Below are 20,265 nucleotides of genomic sequence, written 5' to 3'. Positions count from 1 at the left end.
CGGTCTACTAGCTTCCGCGGTAGACCGAGTATCCGAACGGGTTCAGCAGCAGCGGCACGTGGTAGTGGTGCTGCGCGGGGGCGACCGTGAAGACGATCGAGACCTCGGGGAAGAACGGCGTCTCCTCGGACTTGCGCGCGTAGTACGCGGCGGTGTCGAAGAGCAGCCGGACGACCGAGCCCGCCTCCACGGCCGGCAGGTCCTTGGCCCGGCCGTCGGAGTCCGTGGCGGAGGTGCCGAGCACCTGCCAGCCACCCTCGGTGTGCAGTGCGAGCTCGACCGGGACACCCTCGGCCGGGCGGCCGAGGCTGGTGTCGAGCACGTGGGTGGAGATGCCAGTCATGGGTGAGGTGACCTTACTGATGGCAGAGGTGGTGGAGCGTCAGCAAGCGCTGGCCGAGCGGGCCCTGACGGTACGCCGGATTGACGGTACGTCAGGACACCTGCAACCGGTCAGGACTCGTCGAGCAGCCGGTTGAGACGGATGTCGTTGATCTTGCGCAGTTCGCCCCGGACGATCTCCGCCTCGGCGGCGGCGTCGTTGGGGTAGCGCTCGCGCAGCGCGGCGAGCATGGTGGCCGCGGTGCGGCCGGTCGCGCAGATCAGGAACACGTGGCCGAACTTGGCCTCGTAGGCGGCGTTGGCCTCGTGCAGCTCGTCGAGGAGCGTCTGGTCCACGCCCTGGATGCCGGCCTGCTCGCGCTCGGAGGTGGCGTCGCCCGTCTTGGGCTTGCCGATCCGGGCGTGGCCGGCCATGGCGTCGTGCAGGTCGGCGTCCGTCAGCCCCGCCATCGCCGCCGCGTTGGCGGCGAGCAGGGCCTCGCGGTCGGACCAGGGCCGGGCCGCCGCGACGGCGGTGGCCCAGTGGGGGCTGGAGCAGACCTCCAGCAGGATCGCCCTCAGGTCCGCGGCGTCGGCCGCGGCCAGGGCGTCAAGGGCGTGGGGGTGGTTGGTCACGGGTGGACCTCCTGAAGAGTGGTGCCACCCGCACAAGCTAGATCCACCCCACCCGGCCGTCAACACTTTGTTGAACGGTTGGTGGTTACGTTTTGAACCGCCCCTGGTTACGCAGCCGTTTCGTGTGCGATTAGCCAAGTGTGCCCCGCCGGGGGCTGGACCAGACTGGCCGCACCGGCGGGGTCCGCCCCGCGTCGAACCGACTGGTCGGTGCGACTCAGGAGGACTTCGAGCCGTCCTGGCGGTTGAGGTAGTTGTACACGGTGAAGCGGCTGACGCCGAGCGCCGAGGCGACCGTCTCGACCCCGTGGCGGACGGTGAAGGCGCCGCGCTCCTCCAGGAGGGCGACGACCCGCTGCTTCTCCCAGCGGTCCAGCTCGGCCAACGGGCGGCCGTCGAACTGGCGGGTCATCTCGGCCAGCAGCCGGTCCAGCGCACTGCTCAGGTGCGGCAGCCGGACGGCGATCGCCGGGGCGCCCTCCCACTCCAGGACGACGTCCTCGGCCTTCGCCTCCTCCAGCGGGACGGGCGTCGCGCCGACGGCGTCCAGCAGCGGCTTTATCGCCGCGGCGAGCGGGTGGTCCACGTGTTCGGTCACGGCGCACCGCCCTCCTGGTCCAGCACGCTGACCTGGACCGAGATCCGGGTCGCACCGGCGTCCAGGGTCTCCCGGAGTAGCCGGCCCACGGCGGCCAGGACCTGGTCGGCCTCGCCCTCGGCGCCGGTCCCGAACGGTCCGACCGAGACGGCCAGGCCCGCCTCGTCGACGACCTTGCGAGCCGCCGCGGCGTGCTCGGGGAACGTGTCCAGTTCGAACGGTTCTGTCGTGAACTCCACCATCAATCGCACGTGCTCACTGTAGCGAGCGGGGGTGGTGGCGGGCAGGGGCTGGTCGATCGAACAGCCGCGGGCCTGGCAAGAGCGCGATTCCGGTCTTCTTCAACAAATTGTTGCGGCGGCCTTGACACTCGCTCAGCGGGCCGGAGATGCTTCCACCAAGCAGAATCCCTCTTCCGGATCGTGGAAGTTGAGGATGTCGGAAGAGAGTGAGAGGTGATTGACGTGACGGCCGCTTCCCGGCACAGCTTCACGGTCAACCTGTCGATCCTGTTCAGCGAACTGCCGCTGCTGGAGCGCCCCGCCGCGGCCGCCGCCGCCGGCTTCACCGCCGCCGAGCTCTGGTGGCCCTTCGGGGAGGAGACCAACCCCTCCGAGGCCGAGCTGGACGCGCTCCGCAAGGCCTTCACCGACGCCGGCGTCCAGCTCACCGGCCTCAACTTCCTGGACGACCTGAGCAAGGGCGCCCGCGGTACGGTCTCGGTACCGGCCGAGAGCGAGCGGTTCCGGGCCAACGTCCCGGTCACCGCGGAGCTCGCCGCCTCGCTCGGCACCAAGGCGCTCAACGCGCTGTACGGCAACCGGGTCGAGGGCGTCGAGGCGGCCGAGCAGGACGCGCTCGCCCTGGAGAACCTGGTGATCGCCGCCCGGGCCGCGCACGAGATCGGCGCGGTCCTCCTGATCGAGGCGCTGAACGAGCCGGAGTCCCCGGACTACCCGCTGGTCTCCGCCGCCGCCGCGGTCGAGGTCGTGGACAAGGTCAACGCCGCCACCGGCCTCGGCAACGCGAGGTTCCTCTGCGACCTGTACCACCTGGCCAGGAACGGCGAGGACCTGGCCGCCGTCATCGACGCCTACGCCGACCGCTTCGGCCACGTGCAGATCGCCGACAACCCGGGCCGCAACGAGCCCGGCACCGGCGAACTCGACTTCGAGGACCTCTTCGCCCGCCTCACCGCCGCCGGCTACACCGGCCGGATCGGCCTGGAGTACCGCCCCTCCACCGGCGTCAGCGCCGACAGCTTCGGGTGGCTGCCGCGCGAGCTGCGCGCCGCGAAGTAGACCCGGCCACCACCCGCGAATCCGCACCCACTCCGCACCCACTCCCCACCCACGACTTAAGGAACGACGCGATGAGCCGCAAGATCGCCTTCGTCGGCCTCGGCATCATGGGCAAGCCCATGGCCATCAACCTGGTCAAGGCCGGCCACGACGTCACCGGTTTCGACCTCTCCCAGGCCTCGATCGACGCCGTGGTCGCGGCCGGTGGCCACGGTGCCACCAGCATCGCCGAGGCGGTGAAGGACGCCGAGGTCGTCATCACCATGGTCCCGGCCGACCCCCACGTCGAGGCGGTCATCCTCGGCGAGGGCGGCGTGCTGGAGAGCGTGAAGGCCGGCACCCTCGTGATCGACATGTCCTCGATCACCCCGCAGACCTCCATCAAGGTCGGCAAGGCCGCCGTCGAGAAGGGCGTGCGCACCCTGGACGCCCCGGTCTCCGGCGGCGAGGCCGGCGCCGTCGAGGCCGTCCTGTCGATCATGGTCGGCGGTGCGGCCGAGGACTTCGCCGAGGCGAAGCCGCTGCTCGACGCGCTGGGCACCACGGTCATCCACGTCGGCCCGTCCGGCGCCGGCCAGACCGTCAAGGCCGCCAACCAGCTGATCGTCGCCGTCAACATCCAGGTGCTGGCCGAGGCCGTGGTCTTCCTGGAGAACGCCGGTGTCGACCTCGGCGCCGCGCTCGACGTGCTCGGCGGCGGCCTGGCCGGCTCGACCGTGCTCAACCGCAAGAAGGCGAACATGCTCAACCGCGAGTTCGCACCCGGCTTCCGGATCGACCTGCACCACAAGGACATGGGCATCGTCACCGACGCCGCCCGCGCCGTGGGTGCCGCGCTGCCGGTCGGCGCCGTGGTGGCCCAGCTGGTCGCCTCCGCCCGGGCCAACGGCGACGGCTCGCTCGACCACTCGGCGCTGCTGCGCGGCGTCGAGCGTCTCTCGGGCCGCGAGGTCAAGTAACACCCCGCGGTTCCAACGACTCCTCCTGGTGGCGTGTACCTATCCGGTCGTGCCCGCGCCACCAGGAGGCCAGATCCGACCGGCGGACGGGCTGGGGCTCATCCGTCCGCCCGCCGGTCGACCCAGCCGGTGACGCGCACTCCCTGTCGGGGGCACTTCGGTCGTGCCTGTTGCGTGTCGCCTGGCCCCCTCCCCGCCGAGGGGAGCCCCTCGTACGTCGGAAGCGGGACGAGGGGAACGGCGGGGAGGGGGTCGCACCCGGGAGGCCCCGGGCACATGCTTGACGAGACACCCGGGCGCGGGCGCTGTCCGCGCCGCGCCCGATGAACCAGCGTCACCCGTACGGAAGTGAGGACCGCGCCATGCCCGTCACCCCCCACCAGGGTCATGTGGTCGTAGCTCCCGACAAGTTCAAGGGCACCCTGGAGGGCGCCGAGGTCGCCGCCCGGATCGCCGCCGGCATCCGGCGCGCCGCGCCCGGCGTCGAGGTGCGCGAACTGCCCGTCGCCGACGGCGGCGAGGGCACCCTGGCTGCCGCGCTCGCGGCCGGCTTCACCCGCGTCCCCGCCAAGGTGGCCGGCCCGACCGGCCTGCCGGTGGACGCCGCGCTCGCCGTCCGCGGCGACACCGCCGTGGTCGAGCTGGCCCAGTCCTCCGGACTCGCGCGGCTCCCCGGCGGCCGCACCGCCCCGCTCGCGGCCGGCTCCTACGGGGTCGGCCAGCTGATCGCCCGGGCGGTGACCCTGGGCGCCAAGCGGATCGTGCTCGGCCTCGGCGGCAGCGCCTGCACCGACGGCGGCGCCGGCATGGTCCAGGCGCTCGGTGTCGGCCTGTACGACTCCGACGGCGCCGAACTCCCGCCCGGCGGGGCCGCCCTGCGCCGACTGGAGCGGATCGAGCCCGGCCCGCTGGCCGACGTGCTGACCGGCGTCGAGATCGTGGTGGCCTGCGACGTGGACAACCCGCTGCTCGGGCCGCGCGGCGCCACCGCCGTCTACGGCCCGCAGAAGGGCGCCGACGGTGACGACCTGGTGATCCTCGAAGAGGGCCTGACCCGCTTCGCCGACCAGGTCGCCGAGGTCACCGGACGCGACGTCCGCGAGGCCCCCGGCGCCGGCGCCGCAGGCGGGGTGGGCTTCGCCGCCCTCGCCCTGCTCGGCGCCACCATGCGACCCGGCATCGAGCTCCTGCTCGACCTGCTGGGTTTCGACGAGGCCGTGCGTGGGGCACGCCTCGTCGTGACCGGCGAAGGCTGCCTGGACGCGCAGACGCTCCACGGCAAGGCCCCCGCCGGCGTTGCCGCGGCGGCCACCCGGGCGGGGGTTCGGGTGGCTGCTGTGGCAGGGCGACTGGAGCTGTCCGAGCGCGAGTGGCGCACCGCCGGCTTCGCCGCCGCCCTCGCGCTCACCGACCTGGCCGAGCAGCCGGGGGACAGCATGACCAGGGCCGGCGAGCTGGCCGAGGTCGCGGGGGAGCGGCTGGCGGCCGCGCTCCTCGCCGGCTGACGCCAGTGTCCTCACCGGCTGACACCGGTGCCCTCACCGGCTTCCGTCGGTGCCCTCGCCGGCTGACGCGGGTGCCGAGCCCTCGTACGTTCCTCCATTGACGTTTTGTTGAAGGCGGGCCTAGGCTCCCGATCATCCTTCGGCCAACTCCTGCGCCCCCACCCACTCTTCCAGGTTTCGGAGGTCCCCCATGCCTTTCAGCCAGCCAGCGGTGATCCGCTCCCGCCGGGTGGTCCTGCCCGACGGTGAGCGCCCCGCCGACGTGCTGATCCGGGACGGGAAGATCGAGCAGATCGCCGCCTACGGCTCGCTCCTCGTCGGCGACCGCGCCGACGTCGAGGGCGGGCTGACCGACCTCGGCGACACCGCCCTGCTGCCCGGCCTCGTCGACACCCACGTGCACGTCAACGAGCCCGGCCGCACCGAGTGGGAGGGCTTCGCCACCGCCACCCGGGCCGCCGCCGCCGGCGGCGTCACCACCGTCATCGACATGCCGCTCAACTCCATCCCGCCCACCACCACGGTGGACGGCCTGGCGGCCAAGCGGAAGACCGCCGAAGGCCAGGCCTGGGTCGACCTCGGCTTCTGGGGCGGCGCCGTCCCCGGCAACGTCCCGGACCTCGAACCGCTCCACCGGGAAGGCGTGTTCGGCTTCAAGAGCTTCCTCGCCCCCTCCGGCGTCGACGAGTTCCCGCACGTCGAGGCCGCCGACCTGGAGGCCGCGCTCGCCGAGCAGGCCCGGATCGGCGCGCTGGCGATCATCCACGCCGAGGACCCGGCCGTGCTGGCCGCCGCCCCGCAGCAACCCGGCGTCCACTACCGGGACTTCCTCGCCTCCCGCCCCGCCGACGCGGAGACCGCGGCCGTCGCCCTCCTGCTCGACACCGCCCGGCGCACCGGCGCCCGCGTGCACATCCTGCACGTCTCCTCCGCGGCCGTGCTGCCGCTGCTGCGCCAGGCCCGCGCGGACGGCGTCCAGGTGACCGCCGAGACCTGCCCGCACTACCTGACCCTGGACGCCGAACAGGTCCCGGACGGCGACACCGCCTTCAAGTGCTGCCCGCCGATCCGCGACGAGGCCAACCGCGACGCACTCTGGCAGGCCCTGGCGGACGGCGAGTTCATCGCTGTCGTCTCCGACCACTCGCCGTCCACCCCCGACGTCAAGCTGCTGCCCGCGTACGGCGGCAGCGGCGACTTCCTGACCGCCTGGGGCGGCATCGCCTCGCTCCAGCTCGGCCTGCCGGCCGTCTGGACCGAGGCCCGCCGCCGCGGCCACGGCCTGGCCGACGTGGTCCGCTGGATGGCGAGCGGACCGGCCGCCCTGGTCGGCCTCACCGGCGTCAAGGGCGCCATCGCGGTCGGCCACGACGCCGACCTGATCGCCTTCGACCCCGACGGCGAATTCGCCGTCCACGCCGACGAGTTGCACCACCGCAACCCGGTCACCCCGTACGCGGGCCGGACGCTGACCGGCACCGTGCGCACCACCTGGCTGCGCGGCCGCGTCGTCGACACCGCCGGCGAGCCCTTCGGCCGCCAGCTCGTCCGCCCCGCCGCCGACTCGTCCGCCAGCTCGGCCGCCCGCCCTTCCGCCCGCCCTTCCGCTCGTCCCGAGGAGACTCCGTGACCACTGCCGACACCCCGAGCGCTCCCTTCACCGAGCTGGTCAACCTGGCCTCCCGGCTGCTGGGCGCGGGCGTCGTCGCCACCAACGAGGACACCTTCGCAGACGCGGAGAACCTGCTGGTCGCCAAGCCCGCCGAGTTCCGCCCGCACACCTTCGGCCACAAGGGCCAGATCATGGACGGCTGGGAGTCCAAGCGCCGCCGCGGCGTCTCCGCCGACCAGCCGCACCCCACCGACCAGGACCACGACTGGACGATCGTCCGACTCGGCGTCGGCGGCGTGATCCGCGGCCTGATCGTCGACACCGCCCACTTCACCGGCAACTACCCGGAGAGCGCCTCCGTCGAGGCCGCCTCCGTACCCGGCCACCCCTCGCCCGAGGAGCTCCGGGCCGCCGAGTGGACCACGCTGGTGGCGCGCACCCCGCTCCAGGGCAACACCGCCCACGAGTTCGCCGTCGAGGACGACACCCGCTACACCCACGTGCGGCTCAACATCTTCCCGGACGGCGGCGTCGCCCGGCTGCGCGTGCACGGCGAGGTGCTGCCCGACCCGCGCGAACTCGACGGCCTCACCTTCGACCTGGCGGCCCAGGAGTACGGCGGCGTCGCCGAGGCGGCCTCCGACCGCTACTTCTCCTCCCCGCACAACCTGAACGCTCCCGGTCGCGCCTCCGTCATGGGCGAGGGCTGGGAGACCCGGCGTCGGCGCGACAAGGCCAACGACTGGGTACAGATCGCCCTGGCCGGGGGTGGTGAGGTCCTGGCCGCCGAGGTGGACACCACCCACTTCGTCGCCAACGCCCCCGGCTGGGCCGACCTGGTCGGATTCGACGCCTCGACCGGGGCCGACCCGGCCGACGGCGAGTGGTTCGAGATCCTGCCCCGCACCCGGCTCCAGCCCGACACCCGGCACCGCTTCCGGCTCGACGTCGGCCGCCCGGTGACCCACGTGCGCATCAACGTCTACCCGGACGGCGGGCTCGCCCGACTGCGCCTCACCGGCCGTCTCACCGAGGCCGGCCGCGCCGCCCTCGCGCTGCGCTGGTTCAACGCCGTCCCGGCCGCCGAGGCGACCGCCGCCCTGGCCGAGGCCGGGCTCGCCGCCGACGAGGCCGCCGCGCTGACCGCCGCCCGCCCGCTGGCGGACCCGGCCGCGGTCACCGCCGCCGTCGCCGCGCTCCAGCCCGTCGACGGGCCCGACGGCGAGCACTCCTCCCGTCGCCGCTCCGCGATCTGGCGCCTGCTCGGCATCTGAGCAGGCATCTGAGCTTCCATCAGCTGAGCCTCCGTCAGACCCTCCTCCACGCACCGCCTTTATCGACACCTGAAGGACCCTCCATGTCCAAGATCCTCACCACGGAGTCCGGCGCCCCGGTCGCCGACAACCAGAACTCGGCCTCGGCCGGCGAGTACGGCCCGCTGCTGATCCAGGACCAGCAGCTGCTGGAGAAGCTGGCCCGGTTCAACCGCGAGCGCATCCCGGAGCGCGTCGTGCACGCCCGCGGCTCCGGCGCGTACGGCTACTTCGAGGTCACCGACGAGGTGTCGCAGTACACCCGGGCGGACTTCCTCGCCGAGGTCGGCAAGCGCACCGAGGTCTTCCTGCGCTTCTCCACCGTGGCCGGCAACCTCGGCTCCAGCGACGCGGTGCGCGACCCGCGCGGCTTCGCGCTGAAGTTCTACACGGCGGAGGGCAACTACGACCTCGTCGGCAACAACACCCCGGTGTTCTTCATCAAGGACCCGGTGAAGTTCCCCGACTTCATCCACTCGCAGAAGCGCGACCCGTACACCGGCGTGCAGGAGGCGGACAACGTCTGGGACTTCTGGGCCCACTCGCCCGCCTCCACCCACCAGATCACCTGGCTGTTCGGCGACCGTGGCATCCCGGCCTCCTACCGCCACATGAACGGCTACGGCTCGCACACCTACCAGTGGGTCAACGCCGACGGCGACGCCTACTGGGTCAAGTACCACTTCAAGACCAACCAGGGCATCCGCAGCCTGGACGGCGACCAGTCCGCCGAGGTGCTCGGCGCCGACGCCGACTCGCACCAGCGCGACTTGCACCAGGCCATCGAGCGCGGCGTGTTCCCGTCCTGGACCCTCTACGTCCAGCTGATGCCGGTCGCCGAGGCCGCCGACTACCGCTTCAACCCCTTCGACCTCACCAAGGTGTGGCCGCACGCCGACTACCCGCTGGTCAAGGTCGGCCGCCTGGTGCTCAACAAGAACCCGGAGAACGTCTTCGCCGACGTCGAGCAGTCCGCGTTCTCGCCGAACAACTTCGTCCCCGGCATCGGCCCCTCCCCGGACAAGATGCTCCAGGGCCGCCTGTTCGCCTACGCCGACGCCCAGCGCTACCGCCTCGGCGTCAACCACACCCAGCTGCCGGTCAACGCGCCGCGCGCCACCGAGGCCAACAACTACGGCCGCGACGGCCTGATGGCCGCCAACAAGTCCGGCCGCGGCAGGAACTACGAGCCCAACTCGTACGACGGCCCGGCCCAGACCGACAACGCCCTCGCCGCGCCGGTCCGTCTGGACGGCTACACCGGCACCTACACCACGCCGGCCCACACCAAGGACGACGACTTCTTCCAGGCCGGTGAGCTCTACCGCCTGATGTCCGAGGGCGAGAAGACCCGCCTCATCAACAACATCGCGGGCTTCCTGGCCCAGGTGACGCGCGACGACATCGTCGAGAAGAACCTGGCCCACTTCCACGCCGCCGACGAGGAGTACGGCGCCCGTCTGGAGGCCGCCGTCGCCAAGCTCCGTGCGGGTGAAGAGGGCTGACGCCTACTCATCGACGGACCGGCTGACCCACCCTCACCGGCCGCCGGGGCCCGCACCCCGGCGGCCGCACGACGGGCCCCTCCCCCAGGGCAGTGGGGAGGGGCCCGTTCGGGCTGTCCGTGTTCAGGAGGCCGGTGGCGGTCCGGCGACTGCTCCACTGAATGTTCACGGATATTCACGGACGCCAGTTGTCGGACCCGCTGGGTCGATAGGCTGGAGGGTGCCCGCGGTCGCTCCGTGGGGGGACATCGGAAGGGGACGACATGTCGACACCAGCCCCGGGTCGTCACGCCGCGCTGGACCAGGGCCCGACCGGCCCGTTTTCCTCCCTGCAGCACGCCCTCAGACTGCTGGAGGCCGTCGACCGGCACCCCGACGGCGCGACCCTGGTCGCCCTCGCGCGGGAGACCGCGCTCGGCCTGCCGACCGTTCGCCGGCTCGCGGAGATCCTCGAAATCGAGGGGTACCTCCAGTGCCAGGAGGGCGCTTGGGTGCTCGGCGGCACCTTCGCGCTGCTCGGTCAACACAACCGGGAGCAGCTCGTCCGGGCCCGGTTGAACCGTAAACTCGCCGAGCTGCGGGACGAGTTGGGTGCCGCAGTCTACTTCAGCCGGTACCACGACGGGGAGTTGAAGGTGGAGGCGGTGTCCTCCTCCGAGCTCGCCCCGGCGGTGCACGAGTGGGTGGACTTCCGCGCCACCGCGCACGCCAGTGCGATCGGCAAGTGCCTGCTCAGCCAGCTCGACGCGGACGGCCGCCGGGACCACCTCTCCCGCCACCCGGTGGCCCGGCTGACCTCCCGCACGGTGACCGACGCCGATCAGCTGATGCACCGCCTGGAGCGGCAGCCGGCCACCGTTCCGGTGCTGGACCTCCAGGAGTACGCGCTGGGCACGGTGTGTGCCGCCGTCCCGGTGACGGCGGGCAGCACGGTGGGTTGTCTGGCGATGTCGATGCCGGTGGACAACGTGCACCGGCTGAAGGCCGCCGCCGAACTGCTGGCGGCCCGGGCAGCGCCGCTGATGCTGGCGATGGCGGTCTGACCCCCGGCCGGTTCGGCCGCTCGTTCGCGCCTTCAGGGCCCCGTCGGGAATCCGGCGGGGCCCGGGTGTTTCCCGGGGCGTTCTCCGGTGCACATCACTTATTAGACTCGATGTCGATAAGGCGCGCCGAAACCCTTGTCCCGGCCGCTACCCGCGAGTACGTTTCCCTGAAGCCGAGCCGCCGCCCCAGGTCAGGAGGGTCTGCCATGCCCCGATCCACCCCCGTCCCCGCCCTCGCCGCCCCCGCGGCGCGCGTGCACGACAGCCTCGTCCTGGAGCCCCGGGACGTGCGCTTCGACTGGGCCCAGCTGCCGCTGCACTGGATTCCGGACGAGCCGATGGCCACCCACGTCATCAACGTGCTGCACCTCCTGCTGCCCGAGGGCGAGCGCTGGTTCGTCAAGGTGTTCAAGGAGGCGCTGCCGCTGATCCGTGACGAGCAACTGCGCGAGGAGGTCCTCGGGTTCATCGGGCAGGAGGCCATCCACGCCGAGGCGCACCAGGAGGTGCTCGACCACCTGCTCGGCCAGGGGCTCGACCCGCGGCCGTACGTACGGCAGATCGCCTGGCTGTTCCAGCGGGTCCTCGGGGACAAGCCGGGGCTCAGCCCGGCCCGGCGGCGCGAGAACATCATCGAGCGGGTCGCCTTCGTCGCGGCGATCGAGCACTTCACCGCGTTCCTCGGTAACTGGGTCCTCAACTCCCCGGGCCTGGACCGCGCCAAGGCCGACCCGACGATGCTCGACCTGCTGCGCTGGCACGGCGCCGAGGAGGTCGAGCACCGCAGCGTGGCCTTCGACCTGATGGTCCACCTCGACCCGGGGTACCTGCGCCGGATCCGCGGCATGGCGGTCTCCGGGCCGCTGCTGGTACACCTCTGGGTGCGCGGCGCCCGCTTCCTGCTCGCCGCCGACCCGACCCTGCACGGGCGGCTCAAGCCCACCTGGCGCGAGGCCGGCCGGATCGCCAAGCGCGGACTGCTGCCCGACCCGGTCAAGTCGGTCCGCTCCGGCCTGCGCTACCTGCGGCCCGGCTACCACCCCACCCAGGAGGGCTCGTCCAGCCAGGCCCTCGGCTACCTCGCGACCTCCCCGGCCGCCCGCGCCGCCGCGGCGAACGGCTGACGTCGACAGTCGACAACCGACAGCTGACAGATTTCAGAGTTCAGATAACAGCGAACGTTATCTGTTATCTGAACTCTGAAATCTGTTCGCCGAAACCCGTCAGCCGCCGCCCGCCCCTCCTCTGACGTCAAGGACCGCCGGATGGACCTGCTCAACCCGCCCCCCGATCTCTACGGCCGCCCCCGCGCCGACACCTTCATGCGCCGGCTCACCGCCTTCGGGGACCGCTACTCCCCGGCCCTCGGTGGCCCGCTGTTGCGCCGCAACCCCCGCCGCCCGCTCAGCCGGCCCACCCCGCCGTTGCAGCTGGTTGTCACCGCCCGCCGCCAACTCACCTCCGACGTCGCCGAGTTGAGGCTCGCCGACCCCTCCGGCGGCCCGCTGCCGAGCTGGCAGCCCGGCGCCCACCTGCGGCTCGCCCTGCCCTCCGGCCGGGAACGCCACTACTCGCTCAGCGGCGACCCCGCCGACCCCGCCGAGCGCGGCACGTACCGGATCGCCGTGCGCCGGCTGCCCGGGGGCGGCGGCGGGTCCGTCGAGGTCCACGACACCCTGCACCCCGGCACCCGGCTGACCGCCCGCCGCCCCCGCAACGGCTTCGCGTTCTGCGCCGAACCGGCCGTCCTGCTCCTCGCCGGCGGCATCGGCATCACCCCGCTGTTGCCGATGGCCCGCGAGGCGCAGCGGCACGGCCTGGACTGGCGCCTGGTGCACGTGGGCCGCAGCGCCGTCTCCCTCCCGTACGCGGACGAGCTGCGCGCCCTGGACCCGCACCGCGTGGTGCTGCGCACCGACGACGAGCACGGCGGCGTGCCCACCGGCGCCGAACTGCTCGCGCACGCCCCGCGCGGCGCCGCCGTCTACTGCTGCGGCCCGGCCCCGATGCTGGCCGCCGTGCAGCGCGCCCTGGCGGGCTCCCCGGCCGCCGCCCTGCACTTCGAACGCTTCGGTGCCGCGCCGATCACCGGCGGCGAGCCCTTCGCGGTGCGCCTGGGCGCCGACGGCCCGACGCTCGACGTCCCCGCCGACCGGTCCGCGCTGGACGTCCTGCGCGAGGCCCGCCCGGATCTGCCGTACTCCTGCCACCAGGGCTTCTGCGGCACCTGCGAGGTCCGTCTGCTGGCCGGCGCGCCCGACCACCGGGACCGCCGCCTCACCCCCGAGCAGCGCGCCGCCGGTGCCCTGTTGCCCTGCGTCTCCCGGGCCGCCGAGGGCGAGACCCTCGTGCTCGACCTCTGACTAGGAGCCCCCGATGGCGAAGCCCCCGCAGCCCCCGACCGCGAACCGTCCGACGGCGGACCGGACCACCTCCCGTACCCCGGCCTTCCCCTACGACGAGCGCGACCTCGCCCGCTTCCGCGAGACCCAGCAACTCGCCTACGACTGCGCCGAACAGGTCGCCGCCTGGATCGAACCGGGAGTCACCGAGCGGCAGGCCACCGCCGAGCTGCGCCGCCGTCTGGTCGCCGCCGGGGTACAGGACTTCTTCCACGTCCCGTTCGCCTGGTTCGGCGACCGCACGGCCTTCCGGCACTTCCACACCCCGTTGCAGTTCTTCGCCGGCAACCGCCGCCTGGCGGAGGGCATGCCGTACGTGCTGGACTGCGCGCCGATCGTGGACGGCTACACCGCCGACATCGGGTACGGCGGCAAGGTGGGCGAGAACCCGGTCTGGGACCGTCTCGCCGCCGACCTGCGGGTCTACCGCGAGCTGATCCTCGCCGAGGTGCGCGCCCGTCGGCCGCTGAACGAGGTGTACGCGGCCGTGGACGCGCAGCTCGCCGCGCACGGCTACGACAATCGCCACCAGGTCTACCCGGGCCGGGTGATCGGCCACCAGGTCACCCGGACCACCGTCCGCGGCCCTGCCGGGGTCACCCTGTTCGGCTTCGGCGTGCGCACCTTGCAGACCCTCGGTCGCGAGCTGATCTCCGAACGCCTGCACGGGCGTTCGCCGCTGTGGGCGGACGGCCGCTCCTCCCGGCACGCGCCGACCCCGGGCCTGTGGGCGGTCGAGCCGCACATCGGTTTCCGAGGCGTGGGCATCAAGTTCGAGGAACTGCTGGTGGTCACCGAGGATGATGCCTACTGGCTCGACGACGACCTGCCGCACGTCCGCCGCTGGACGGCGCCGCCCACCACCGGGCAGGCGACCGACGCGACCCCCCAGGAGGCCACCCGATGAAGACCCCCGCCCCGCGCCCGTCCGACCCGAACTCGCCCGCCCCGCACGCGCCGGTCCGCCGCCGCACCGTCCACTCCGGCGGCCTGCCACTCGCCGTCTTCGAGCAGGGCGTGCAGGGCGTGCAGGGCGCCCCGGACGCCCCGGGCGCCCCCGAGGCCCCCACCGTCATCCTGGTGCACGGCTACCCGGACACCCACGCGGTCTGGGACGACATCGCCGCCGACCTCGCCCGCGACCACCACGTGGTCCGCTACGACGTGCGCGGCGCCGGCGAGTCCGGCGTGCCCGCCGACCGGTCCGGCTACCGCCTGGAGCAGCTGGCCGCCGACCTGTTCGCGGTGGCCGACGCGGTCAGCCCGGACCGCCCGGTGCACGTGGTCGCCCACGACTGGGGTTCGTTGCAGTCCTGGGAGGCCGTCACCGCGCCCGGCGCCGAGCGGCGGATCGCCTCGTACACCACCATGTCCGGGCCCTGCCTGGACCACATGGGCTACTGGCTGCGCCACCGGATGCGCCGGCCCACCCCGCGCCACCTGGGGCAGCTGCTCCACCAGGGCCTGCACTCCTGGTACATCACCGCCTTCCACCTGCCCTTCCTCGCCCCGGGCGTCTGGCGCCTGGGCCTGGCCCGGGCCTGGCCGAGGGTGCTGCGCGACCTGGAGCACGTCACCCCGCGCCCCGACCACCCGCAGCCCAGCCTGCGCCGCGACGCGGTCCGCGGCATCGAGCTGTACCGGGCCAACTTCCGCTCCACGCTGGGCAGTCCGCGCGAGCGGCCGACCGAGGTGCCGGTCCAGCTGATCACCCTGACCCGGGACCGGTACGTCGGCGGCTACCTCTCCGAGGGCCTGGAGCGCTGGGTGCCGAACCTGACCCGACGGACGCTGCACGCCGGCCACTGGTCGGCGCTGCTGGAGAAGGGAGCCACCGTGGCCGGCATGGTCCGCGAGTTCACCGCCCGCATCGAGGACGGGAGCACCGGGCCCGCGGACGCGGCCGGCGACGGTCGGCTGGTCGTCGTCACCGGCGGCGGCAGCGGCATCGGCCGGGCCACCGCGCTCGCCTTCGCCGAGGACGGCGCCCGGGTGGTGGTCTGCGACCTGGACCTCGCGGCCGCCGAGCGCACCGCCGAACTCGCCTCGCTGATCGGCCCGCCGGCGCACGCCTACCGGGTGGACGTCGCCGACGGTGCGGCGATGGACGCCTTCGCGCAGGCCGTCGCCGCCGAGCACGGGGTGCCCGACGTGATGGTCAACAACGCGGGCATCGGCCACTCCGGCACGTTCCTGCAGACCACCGAGAAGGAGTGGCAGCGCGTCCTGGACGTCAACCTGTGGGGTGTCATCCACGGCTGCCGCGCCTTCGCCGCCCTGATGGCCGAGCGCGGCGAGGGCGGCCACATCGTCAACGTCTCCTCGGCCGCCGCCTACCTGCCGTCCAAGGCGCTCACCGCCTACGCGACCAGCAAGGCCGCGGTGTTCATGCTCTCCGACTGCCTGCGCGCCGAGCTCGCCGGGCAGGGCATCGGCGTCTCCACGATCTGCCCCGGCATCGTCAACACCAACATCACCCGCACCTCCACCTTCTCCGCCACCACCGCCGACCAGCAGGCCGCCAAGCAGGCCCGCGCCGCCCGCCTCTACGCCCGGCGCGGCTTCCCCCCGGAGAAGGTCGCCGCCGCCATCCTGCGTGCCGTCCGCACCAACAAGCCGGTCGTCCCGGTCACCCCGGAGGCCAAGGTCGCCCGGCTCCTCTCCCGCGCCGCCCCCTCCCTCCTGCGCCTCGCCGCCCGCCTCAACGTCACCTGACCGGCCGCTCGGGCTTGTGATATCCACTAGGATTGATTTTGATATCGCAGGCCCGCAGTGCTCCGGTAGGTCGGCCATGGCTCGCACCGTGATAGACGTCAATGACGAACTGCTGGCGGAGGCCGCCGAGATCTTCGGTACGACGACCAAGGTCGCCACCGTCAACGCCGCCCTGGAGGACGCGGTCAAGCGCCGCAAGGGCAAGGAGTTCCTCGCCTGGCTCGCCGAGGGCGGACTGCCCGATCTCACCGGACCGGTGGACAAGGGTGAGTGAGCGCTTCCTGATCGACAGGTCCGCGTTCGCCCGCTACACCGAGCCCGCGGTCCGGGCCGTGATCGACGGGCTGTTCAATGAGGGGCTGCTCGCGCTCTGCGGCGCCGTCGAGCTGGAGATCATGCACAGCGCCCGGTCCAAGGCCGACGCCGACCGGATCCGGGACGGCCTACGCGGGTTCGACTGGCTGCGGACCCCGGACGAGGTGTGGGACCGCGCTATCGAGGTCCAGGCGTTGCTCACGGCCGCAGGGAACTGGCGGGCACTGTCCGTGGCCGACCTCGTCATCGCTGCCACCGCTGAGCGTCACGGCGTCACCGTCCTGCACTACGACGGCGATTACGACATGATCGCGGCCGTCACCGGCCAACCCACCCGCTGGGTCGTGCCGTCCGGTACGGCCGACTGACCTTGTGCCCGGCTCGCCGGCTTGATCCCGCCCGTGATCTGTGGGAACTTCTCGGCCATCGCTCCGTCGGTGATGACCTGGTTCGAGGTCTCGGTGTCGAGTTCGATCTCCAGCAGCGCCGCCGACTTCGGCCCGCGGCGTCACCCGGGTGGTGGCCGTGAGTGGCTGTGTCCGGCCTGCCGGGGCTGCACTGGAAGCACCATTCCCCGAGCGCACAGGAGCGTTCCCATGGCGATCGTCGCGGTCTTCGACCTCCCCGGGGCCACCCAGGCCCAGTACGACGAGACGGTGCGCCGCCTGACCAACGGCGGCAGCCTCGACAAGCCCTCCGACTGGCCGGTTCCCGGTCTGGTGTCGCACGCGGCCGGCCCGACGCCGACCGGCTGGCACGTGACCGACGTGTGGGAGTCGCGGGAGGCCTTCGAGCGCTTCGGGGAGGTGCTGCGGCCGATCCTCCAGGAGGTCGGCATGGCGGGGCAGCCGGTGATCTTCGAGGCCCACCGCGTGGTGACCTGAGCCGGTCGGGCCGACGTGGTGACCTGAGCCGCTCGGGCCGGTGTCGCGGCCCGGGCCGCTCAGGCCGCGTGGGTACGGGGCTCGCGGTCCCGCACGGACTCCTCCTCCTCGGCGGCCGTGGCCGCCCGCGCCACGTCGTGGTGGATCGGCCCGTCCCCGGCGCTCAGCGGCAGGCAGCTGCCGCCGCGCCGGTGGGCGATGATCTCGGCGGCCACCGAGACGGCGGTCTCCTCGGGGGTGCGGGCGCCGAGGTCGAGGCCGATGGGGGAGCGCAGCCGGCCGATCTCGGCGTCGGTGAGTCCGACCTCGCGCAGCCGGGTGTTGCGGTCGCGGTGGGTGCGGCGGGAGCCCATCGCGCCGACGTAGCCGACGGGCAGCCGCAGGGCGCGTTCCAGCAGCGGGATGTCGAACTTGGCGTCGTGGGTGAGCACGCAGAGCACGGTGCGCCCGTCGATCCGGTCGAGCTGGGAGTCGAGGTAGCGGTGCGGCCAGTCGACGACGACCTGGTCGGCGTCGGGGAAGCGCTTGGCGGTGGCGAAGACCGGGCGGGCGTCGCAGACGGTGACGTGGTAGCCGAGGAACTTGCCGATCCGCACGACGGCGGCGGCGAAGTCGATGGCGCCGAAGACGAGCATCCGGGGGGCGGGCACGTAGCTCTCGACGAAGCAGGTGACGGTGCCCTGTCCGCGGTCGTCGCAGGGGCGTCCGTCGAGGCCGAGGACGAGGGTGCCGGTGCGTCCGGCGTCGAGCATGGCGCGGGCCTCGGTGACGACGGCCCGTTCCAGCGCGCCGACCACGGTGGGGGCCGGGGAGAGCGCGCCGTGGTGGGTGTCGGCGGTGACGGCGACGGTGGCGCCGAGGAGCGCGCCGGGGCCGGCGATCACCCGGGCGAGGGCGACGGGCGTGCCGGAGGCGATGTAGGCGATGCCGGCGTCGAGTCCGGCGTCGGCGCCGGGGACGACCGGCTGGACGAAGACGTCGAGGATGCCGCCGCAGGTCAGGCCGACGGCGAAGGCGTCCTCGTCGCTGTAGCCGAAGCGTTCCAGCACGGCCTCGCCGGACTCCATCGCGGCCTGGCACAGTTCGTAGACCGCGCCCTCGACGCAGCCCCCGGAGACGCTGCCGATCGCCTCGCCGGCCGCGTCCACGGCCAGGGCCGCCCCCGGGTCGCGCGGGGCGCTGCCGGAGACGCCGACGACGGTGGCCACGGCGAAGGAGCGCCCGGACGCGTGCCAGGCCTGTAGCTGCTCGGCGATGTCCTGCATGTCGGGGGCTCCTTGTCGCTTTCGAGCGTAGACGAGGGGGGACGAGGGTGCGGGGAGGACGGGGTAACGGGGAGGGGACGAGGGTCCGGGCAGGGACGTTACGGAACGGGAGACGCCGCCGTACGGGAAACGGTCCCGTACGGCGGCGGTGCCGCTAGTGGGCGCCCAGCCAGGACTTGACCGGGGTGAGCGCGAAGTAGACCACGAAGACCACGGTCAGGATCCACATCAGGGCGCTGGGCTCGCGCCACTTGCCGGTGCCGGCCTTGATGGTCACGTAGGAGATGACGCCGGCGGCGACACCCGCGGTGATGTTGTAGGTGAACGGCATCAGGACGCAGGTGAGGAAGGCCGGGATGGCGATCTCGCGGTCCGACCAGTCGATGTGCCGGGCCTGGCTCATCATCATCGAGCCGATGACGACGAGGGCTGCGGAGGCGACCTCGACCGGGACGATGCCGGCCAGCGGGGAGAAGAACAGCATCAGGGCGAACATCGCGCCGGTGACGGTGGAGGCGAGGCCGGTGCGGGCACCGTCGCCGACGCCGGTCGCGGACTCGACGAAGACGGTCTGGCCGGAGGCGCCGACCACACCGCCGACCGCGCCGCCGGCGCCGTCGATGAACAGCGCCTTGGACAGGCCGGGCATCCGGCCCTGCTTGTCCGCCAGGCCCGCCTCGGTGCCGACGCCGATGATGGTGGCCATCGCGTCGAAGAAGCCGGCCAGCACGAGGGCGAAGACGGCGACCGAGGCGCTGATCGCGCCCATGCCCTGGCTGCCGAAGGCGCCGAACAGGTCGACCTTGCCGAAGAGTCCGAAGTCGGGCGCGGCGATCGGGCTGCCGGGCCACTCGGGGACGGAGCTGGCCCAGGTGTGCTCGGGCAGGTTGACGGTGGCGTTGACGATGAAGGCCACCACGGTGCCGCCGGCGATGCCGATCAGGATGGCGCCGCGGACCTTGCGGGCGAGCAGCACGAAGATCGTCAGCAGGGTGATCGCGAAGACCAGCACGGGCCAGCCGGTGAGTTCGCCCTTGGGGCCGAGCGAGACGGGCGGGCCGAACGGGTCCGGGCCGTGGTGGATGAAGCCCGACTTGACCAGGCCGATCAGCGCGACGAACAGGCCGATGCCGATGGTGATGGCGTGCTTGAGCGGCAGTGGGATCGCGTCCATGATCTTCTGCCGGAGGCCGGAGACGACCAGCAGGACGATCAGCAGGCCGTAGACCACGCACAGGCCCATGGCCTGCGGCCAGGTGGTGTTGGGCACCACGATCGCGGAGACCGCGCCGGAGACCGAGAGGCCGGCCGCCAGGGCGAGCGGGACGTTCCCGATGAGGCCCATCACGATGGTGGTGATGGCGGCGGCCAGCGCGGTGGCGGTGGTCAGCTGCGCGTGGTCGAGCTTGAGGCCGGTCTTGTCGGCGCCGCCGAGCAGGATCGGGTTGAGCAGGACGATGTACGCCATCGCCATGAAGGTGGTGAGACCACCTCGCAGCTCGTTGGCGAGCGTCGAGCCCCGGGCCGAGATCTTGAAGTACGCGTCCAGTGCGTTCTTCGGCCGGGCCTCCGGGGTCGACGCAGTGGTGTCGTCCTCGGCGGGCCCGTTGTCTCTGTTGGAGCTGTCTTCGGTGGTGCCGGTCTCCGTGGGGATCCGGGTCATGTCCACTCCCAAGGTTCAAAGGGGGTTGGGGTGGGCGAGCCGACCTGATTGCCAGTCAACGAAGTTGGCACAGGGGGACTGTTCGACTCACTGGGCGCACTCTTCGGCGTTGCCGTGTGCGGTGCGTGGGCGGTGCGCACCGCTGCAGTACCCCGGCGTGGGAGAGGCAGCGGGATGGTGCGTTCGCGTATCGGCAGGTGGTGCATGGGAGTTGCCTGTAACTGCGAG

19 protein-coding genes and 1 pseudogene are annotated in these 20,265 nt (G+C 72.7%); 14 read left to right on the top strand and 6 right to left on the bottom strand.

The genetic code is table 11. From position 1 onward, the window contains the following. Positions 1-7 precede the first annotated feature (7 nt). The 4 genes from uraH to ABTY15_RS29465 all read right to left on the bottom strand — a co-directional run bounded on the left by uraH (position 8) and on the right by ABTY15_RS29465 (position 1,797). Entirely contained in the window at positions 8-343 is a 336-nt protein-coding gene (gene uraH / locus ABTY15_RS29480; RefSeq protein WP_350602013.1) for a hydroxyisourate hydrolase, read from the bottom strand. 110 nt (positions 344-453) lie between these two features. Further along, positions 454-957 (bottom strand): 2-oxo-4-hydroxy-4-carboxy-5-ureidoimidazoline decarboxylase, encoded by a 504-nt coding sequence (uraD, locus tag ABTY15_RS29475; RefSeq protein WP_350602011.1) that lies wholly within the window; start codon positions 955-957, stop codon positions 454-456. 217 nt (positions 958-1,174) lie between these two features. Then, positions 1,175-1,555 (bottom strand): helix-turn-helix domain-containing protein, encoded by a 381-nt coding sequence (locus ABTY15_RS29470; protein ID WP_350602009.1) that lies wholly within the window; start codon positions 1,553-1,555, stop codon positions 1,175-1,177. Then, entirely contained in the window at positions 1,552-1,797 is a 246-nt protein-coding gene (locus ABTY15_RS29465) for a thiamine-binding protein (protein WP_502893625.1), read from the bottom strand. Before ABTY15_RS29465 ends, ABTY15_RS29470 begins: the two co-directional genes overlap by 4 nt. A gap of 213 nt (positions 1,798-2,010) precedes the next feature. Here ABTY15_RS29465 and ABTY15_RS29460 point away from each other — a divergent pair, with 213 nt between their 5' ends. The 14 genes and pseudogenes from ABTY15_RS29460 to ABTY15_RS29395 all read left to right on the top strand — a co-directional run bounded on the left by ABTY15_RS29460 (position 2,011) and on the right by ABTY15_RS29395 (position 17,109). Then, positions 2,011-2,856 (top strand): TIM barrel protein, encoded by an 846-nt coding sequence (locus ABTY15_RS29460; RefSeq protein WP_350602007.1) that lies wholly within the window; start codon positions 2,011-2,013, stop codon positions 2,854-2,856. Between the two features lie 71 nt (positions 2,857-2,927). Beyond that, the gene (locus tag ABTY15_RS29455; RefSeq protein WP_350602006.1) at positions 2,928-3,815 is read left to right on the top strand and encodes a 2-hydroxy-3-oxopropionate reductase; all 888 of its coding nucleotides are present in this window, start codon (positions 2,928-2,930) and stop codon (positions 3,813-3,815) included. 362 nt (positions 3,816-4,177) lie between these two features. Then, positions 4,178-5,320 (top strand): glycerate kinase, encoded by a 1,143-nt coding sequence (locus ABTY15_RS29450; RefSeq protein WP_350602004.1) that lies wholly within the window; start codon positions 4,178-4,180, stop codon positions 5,318-5,320. Between the two features lie 190 nt (positions 5,321-5,510). After that, complete coding sequence (gene allB, locus ABTY15_RS29445; RefSeq protein ID WP_350602003.1) at positions 5,511-6,950, top strand: allantoinase AllB; 1,440 nt, start codon at positions 5,511-5,513, stop codon at positions 6,948-6,950. Beyond that, positions 6,947-7,993 (top strand): annotated as a pseudogene (gene alc / locus ABTY15_RS29440) (allantoicase); the annotation flags it as partial. The gene allB and the pseudogene alc, both read left to right, overlap by 4 nt. Positions 7,994-8,289: 296 nt before the next feature. Next, entirely contained in the window at positions 8,290-9,750 is a 1,461-nt protein-coding gene (locus ABTY15_RS29435; protein ID WP_350602001.1) for a catalase, read from the top strand. A 263-nt stretch (positions 9,751-10,013) separates the two neighbouring features. Next, the gene (locus ABTY15_RS29430; RefSeq protein ID WP_350601999.1) at positions 10,014-10,793 is read left to right on the top strand and encodes an IclR family transcriptional regulator; all 780 of its coding nucleotides are present in this window, start codon (positions 10,014-10,016) and stop codon (positions 10,791-10,793) included. A 206-nt stretch (positions 10,794-10,999) separates the two neighbouring features. After that, on the top strand, positions 11,000-11,917 hold the full coding sequence (locus tag ABTY15_RS29425) for a metal-dependent hydrolase (RefSeq protein ID WP_350601997.1): 918 nt from the start codon (positions 11,000-11,002) through the stop codon (positions 11,915-11,917). A 141-nt stretch (positions 11,918-12,058) separates the two neighbouring features. After that, positions 12,059-13,156, top strand: a complete 1,098-nt coding sequence (locus ABTY15_RS29420; RefSeq protein ID WP_350601995.1) for a PDR/VanB family oxidoreductase — start codon at positions 12,059-12,061, stop codon at positions 13,154-13,156. 13 nt (positions 13,157-13,169) lie between these two features. Then, positions 13,170-14,102: a M24 family metallopeptidase gene (locus tag ABTY15_RS29415; RefSeq protein ID WP_350601994.1), complete on the top strand. Its 933-nt coding sequence runs from the start codon at positions 13,170-13,172 to the stop codon at positions 14,100-14,102. After that, entirely contained in the window at positions 14,099-15,910 is a 1,812-nt protein-coding gene (locus tag ABTY15_RS29410) for an SDR family oxidoreductase (protein ID WP_350601992.1), read from the top strand. Before ABTY15_RS29415 ends, ABTY15_RS29410 begins: the two co-directional genes overlap by 4 nt. A 76-nt stretch (positions 15,911-15,986) precedes the next feature. Then, on the top strand, positions 15,987-16,184 hold the full coding sequence (locus ABTY15_RS29405; RefSeq protein ID WP_350601990.1) for a type II toxin-antitoxin system VapB family antitoxin: 198 nt from the start codon (positions 15,987-15,989) through the stop codon (positions 16,182-16,184). Then, positions 16,177-16,593, top strand: a complete 417-nt coding sequence (locus ABTY15_RS29400) for a PIN domain nuclease (RefSeq protein WP_350601988.1) — start codon at positions 16,177-16,179, stop codon at positions 16,591-16,593. The genes ABTY15_RS29405 and ABTY15_RS29400 overlap by 8 nt, the downstream gene beginning before the upstream one ends. A gap of 228 nt (positions 16,594-16,821) precedes the next feature. Further along, on the top strand, positions 16,822-17,109 hold the full coding sequence (locus tag ABTY15_RS29395; protein ID WP_350601986.1) for a hypothetical protein: 288 nt from the start codon (positions 16,822-16,824) through the stop codon (positions 17,107-17,109). A 59-nt stretch (positions 17,110-17,168) separates the two neighbouring features. Here the strand turns inward: ABTY15_RS29395 and ABTY15_RS29390 are convergent, their stop codons facing one another. Continuing rightward, positions 17,169-18,374 (bottom strand): XdhC family protein, encoded by a 1,206-nt coding sequence (locus ABTY15_RS29390; RefSeq protein WP_350601984.1) that lies wholly within the window; start codon positions 18,372-18,374, stop codon positions 17,169-17,171. A 154-nt stretch (positions 18,375-18,528) separates the two neighbouring features. Further along, positions 18,529-20,037 carry an NCS2 family permease gene (locus ABTY15_RS29385; RefSeq protein ID WP_350601983.1) on the bottom strand — a complete coding sequence of 503 codons (1,509 nt, stop codon included), beginning with the start codon at positions 20,035-20,037 and terminating at the stop codon, positions 18,529-18,531. Between the last annotated feature and the right edge of the window lie 228 nt (positions 20,038-20,265).

The organism is Kitasatospora sp. NPDC097643 (assembly GCF_040302625.1).
Taxonomy (GTDB): Bacteria; Actinomycetota; Actinomycetes; order Streptomycetales; family Streptomycetaceae; genus Kitasatospora.
Note: the sequence above shows the minus strand (reverse complement) of the source record. Positions and strands in the feature narration are given on the sequence as shown.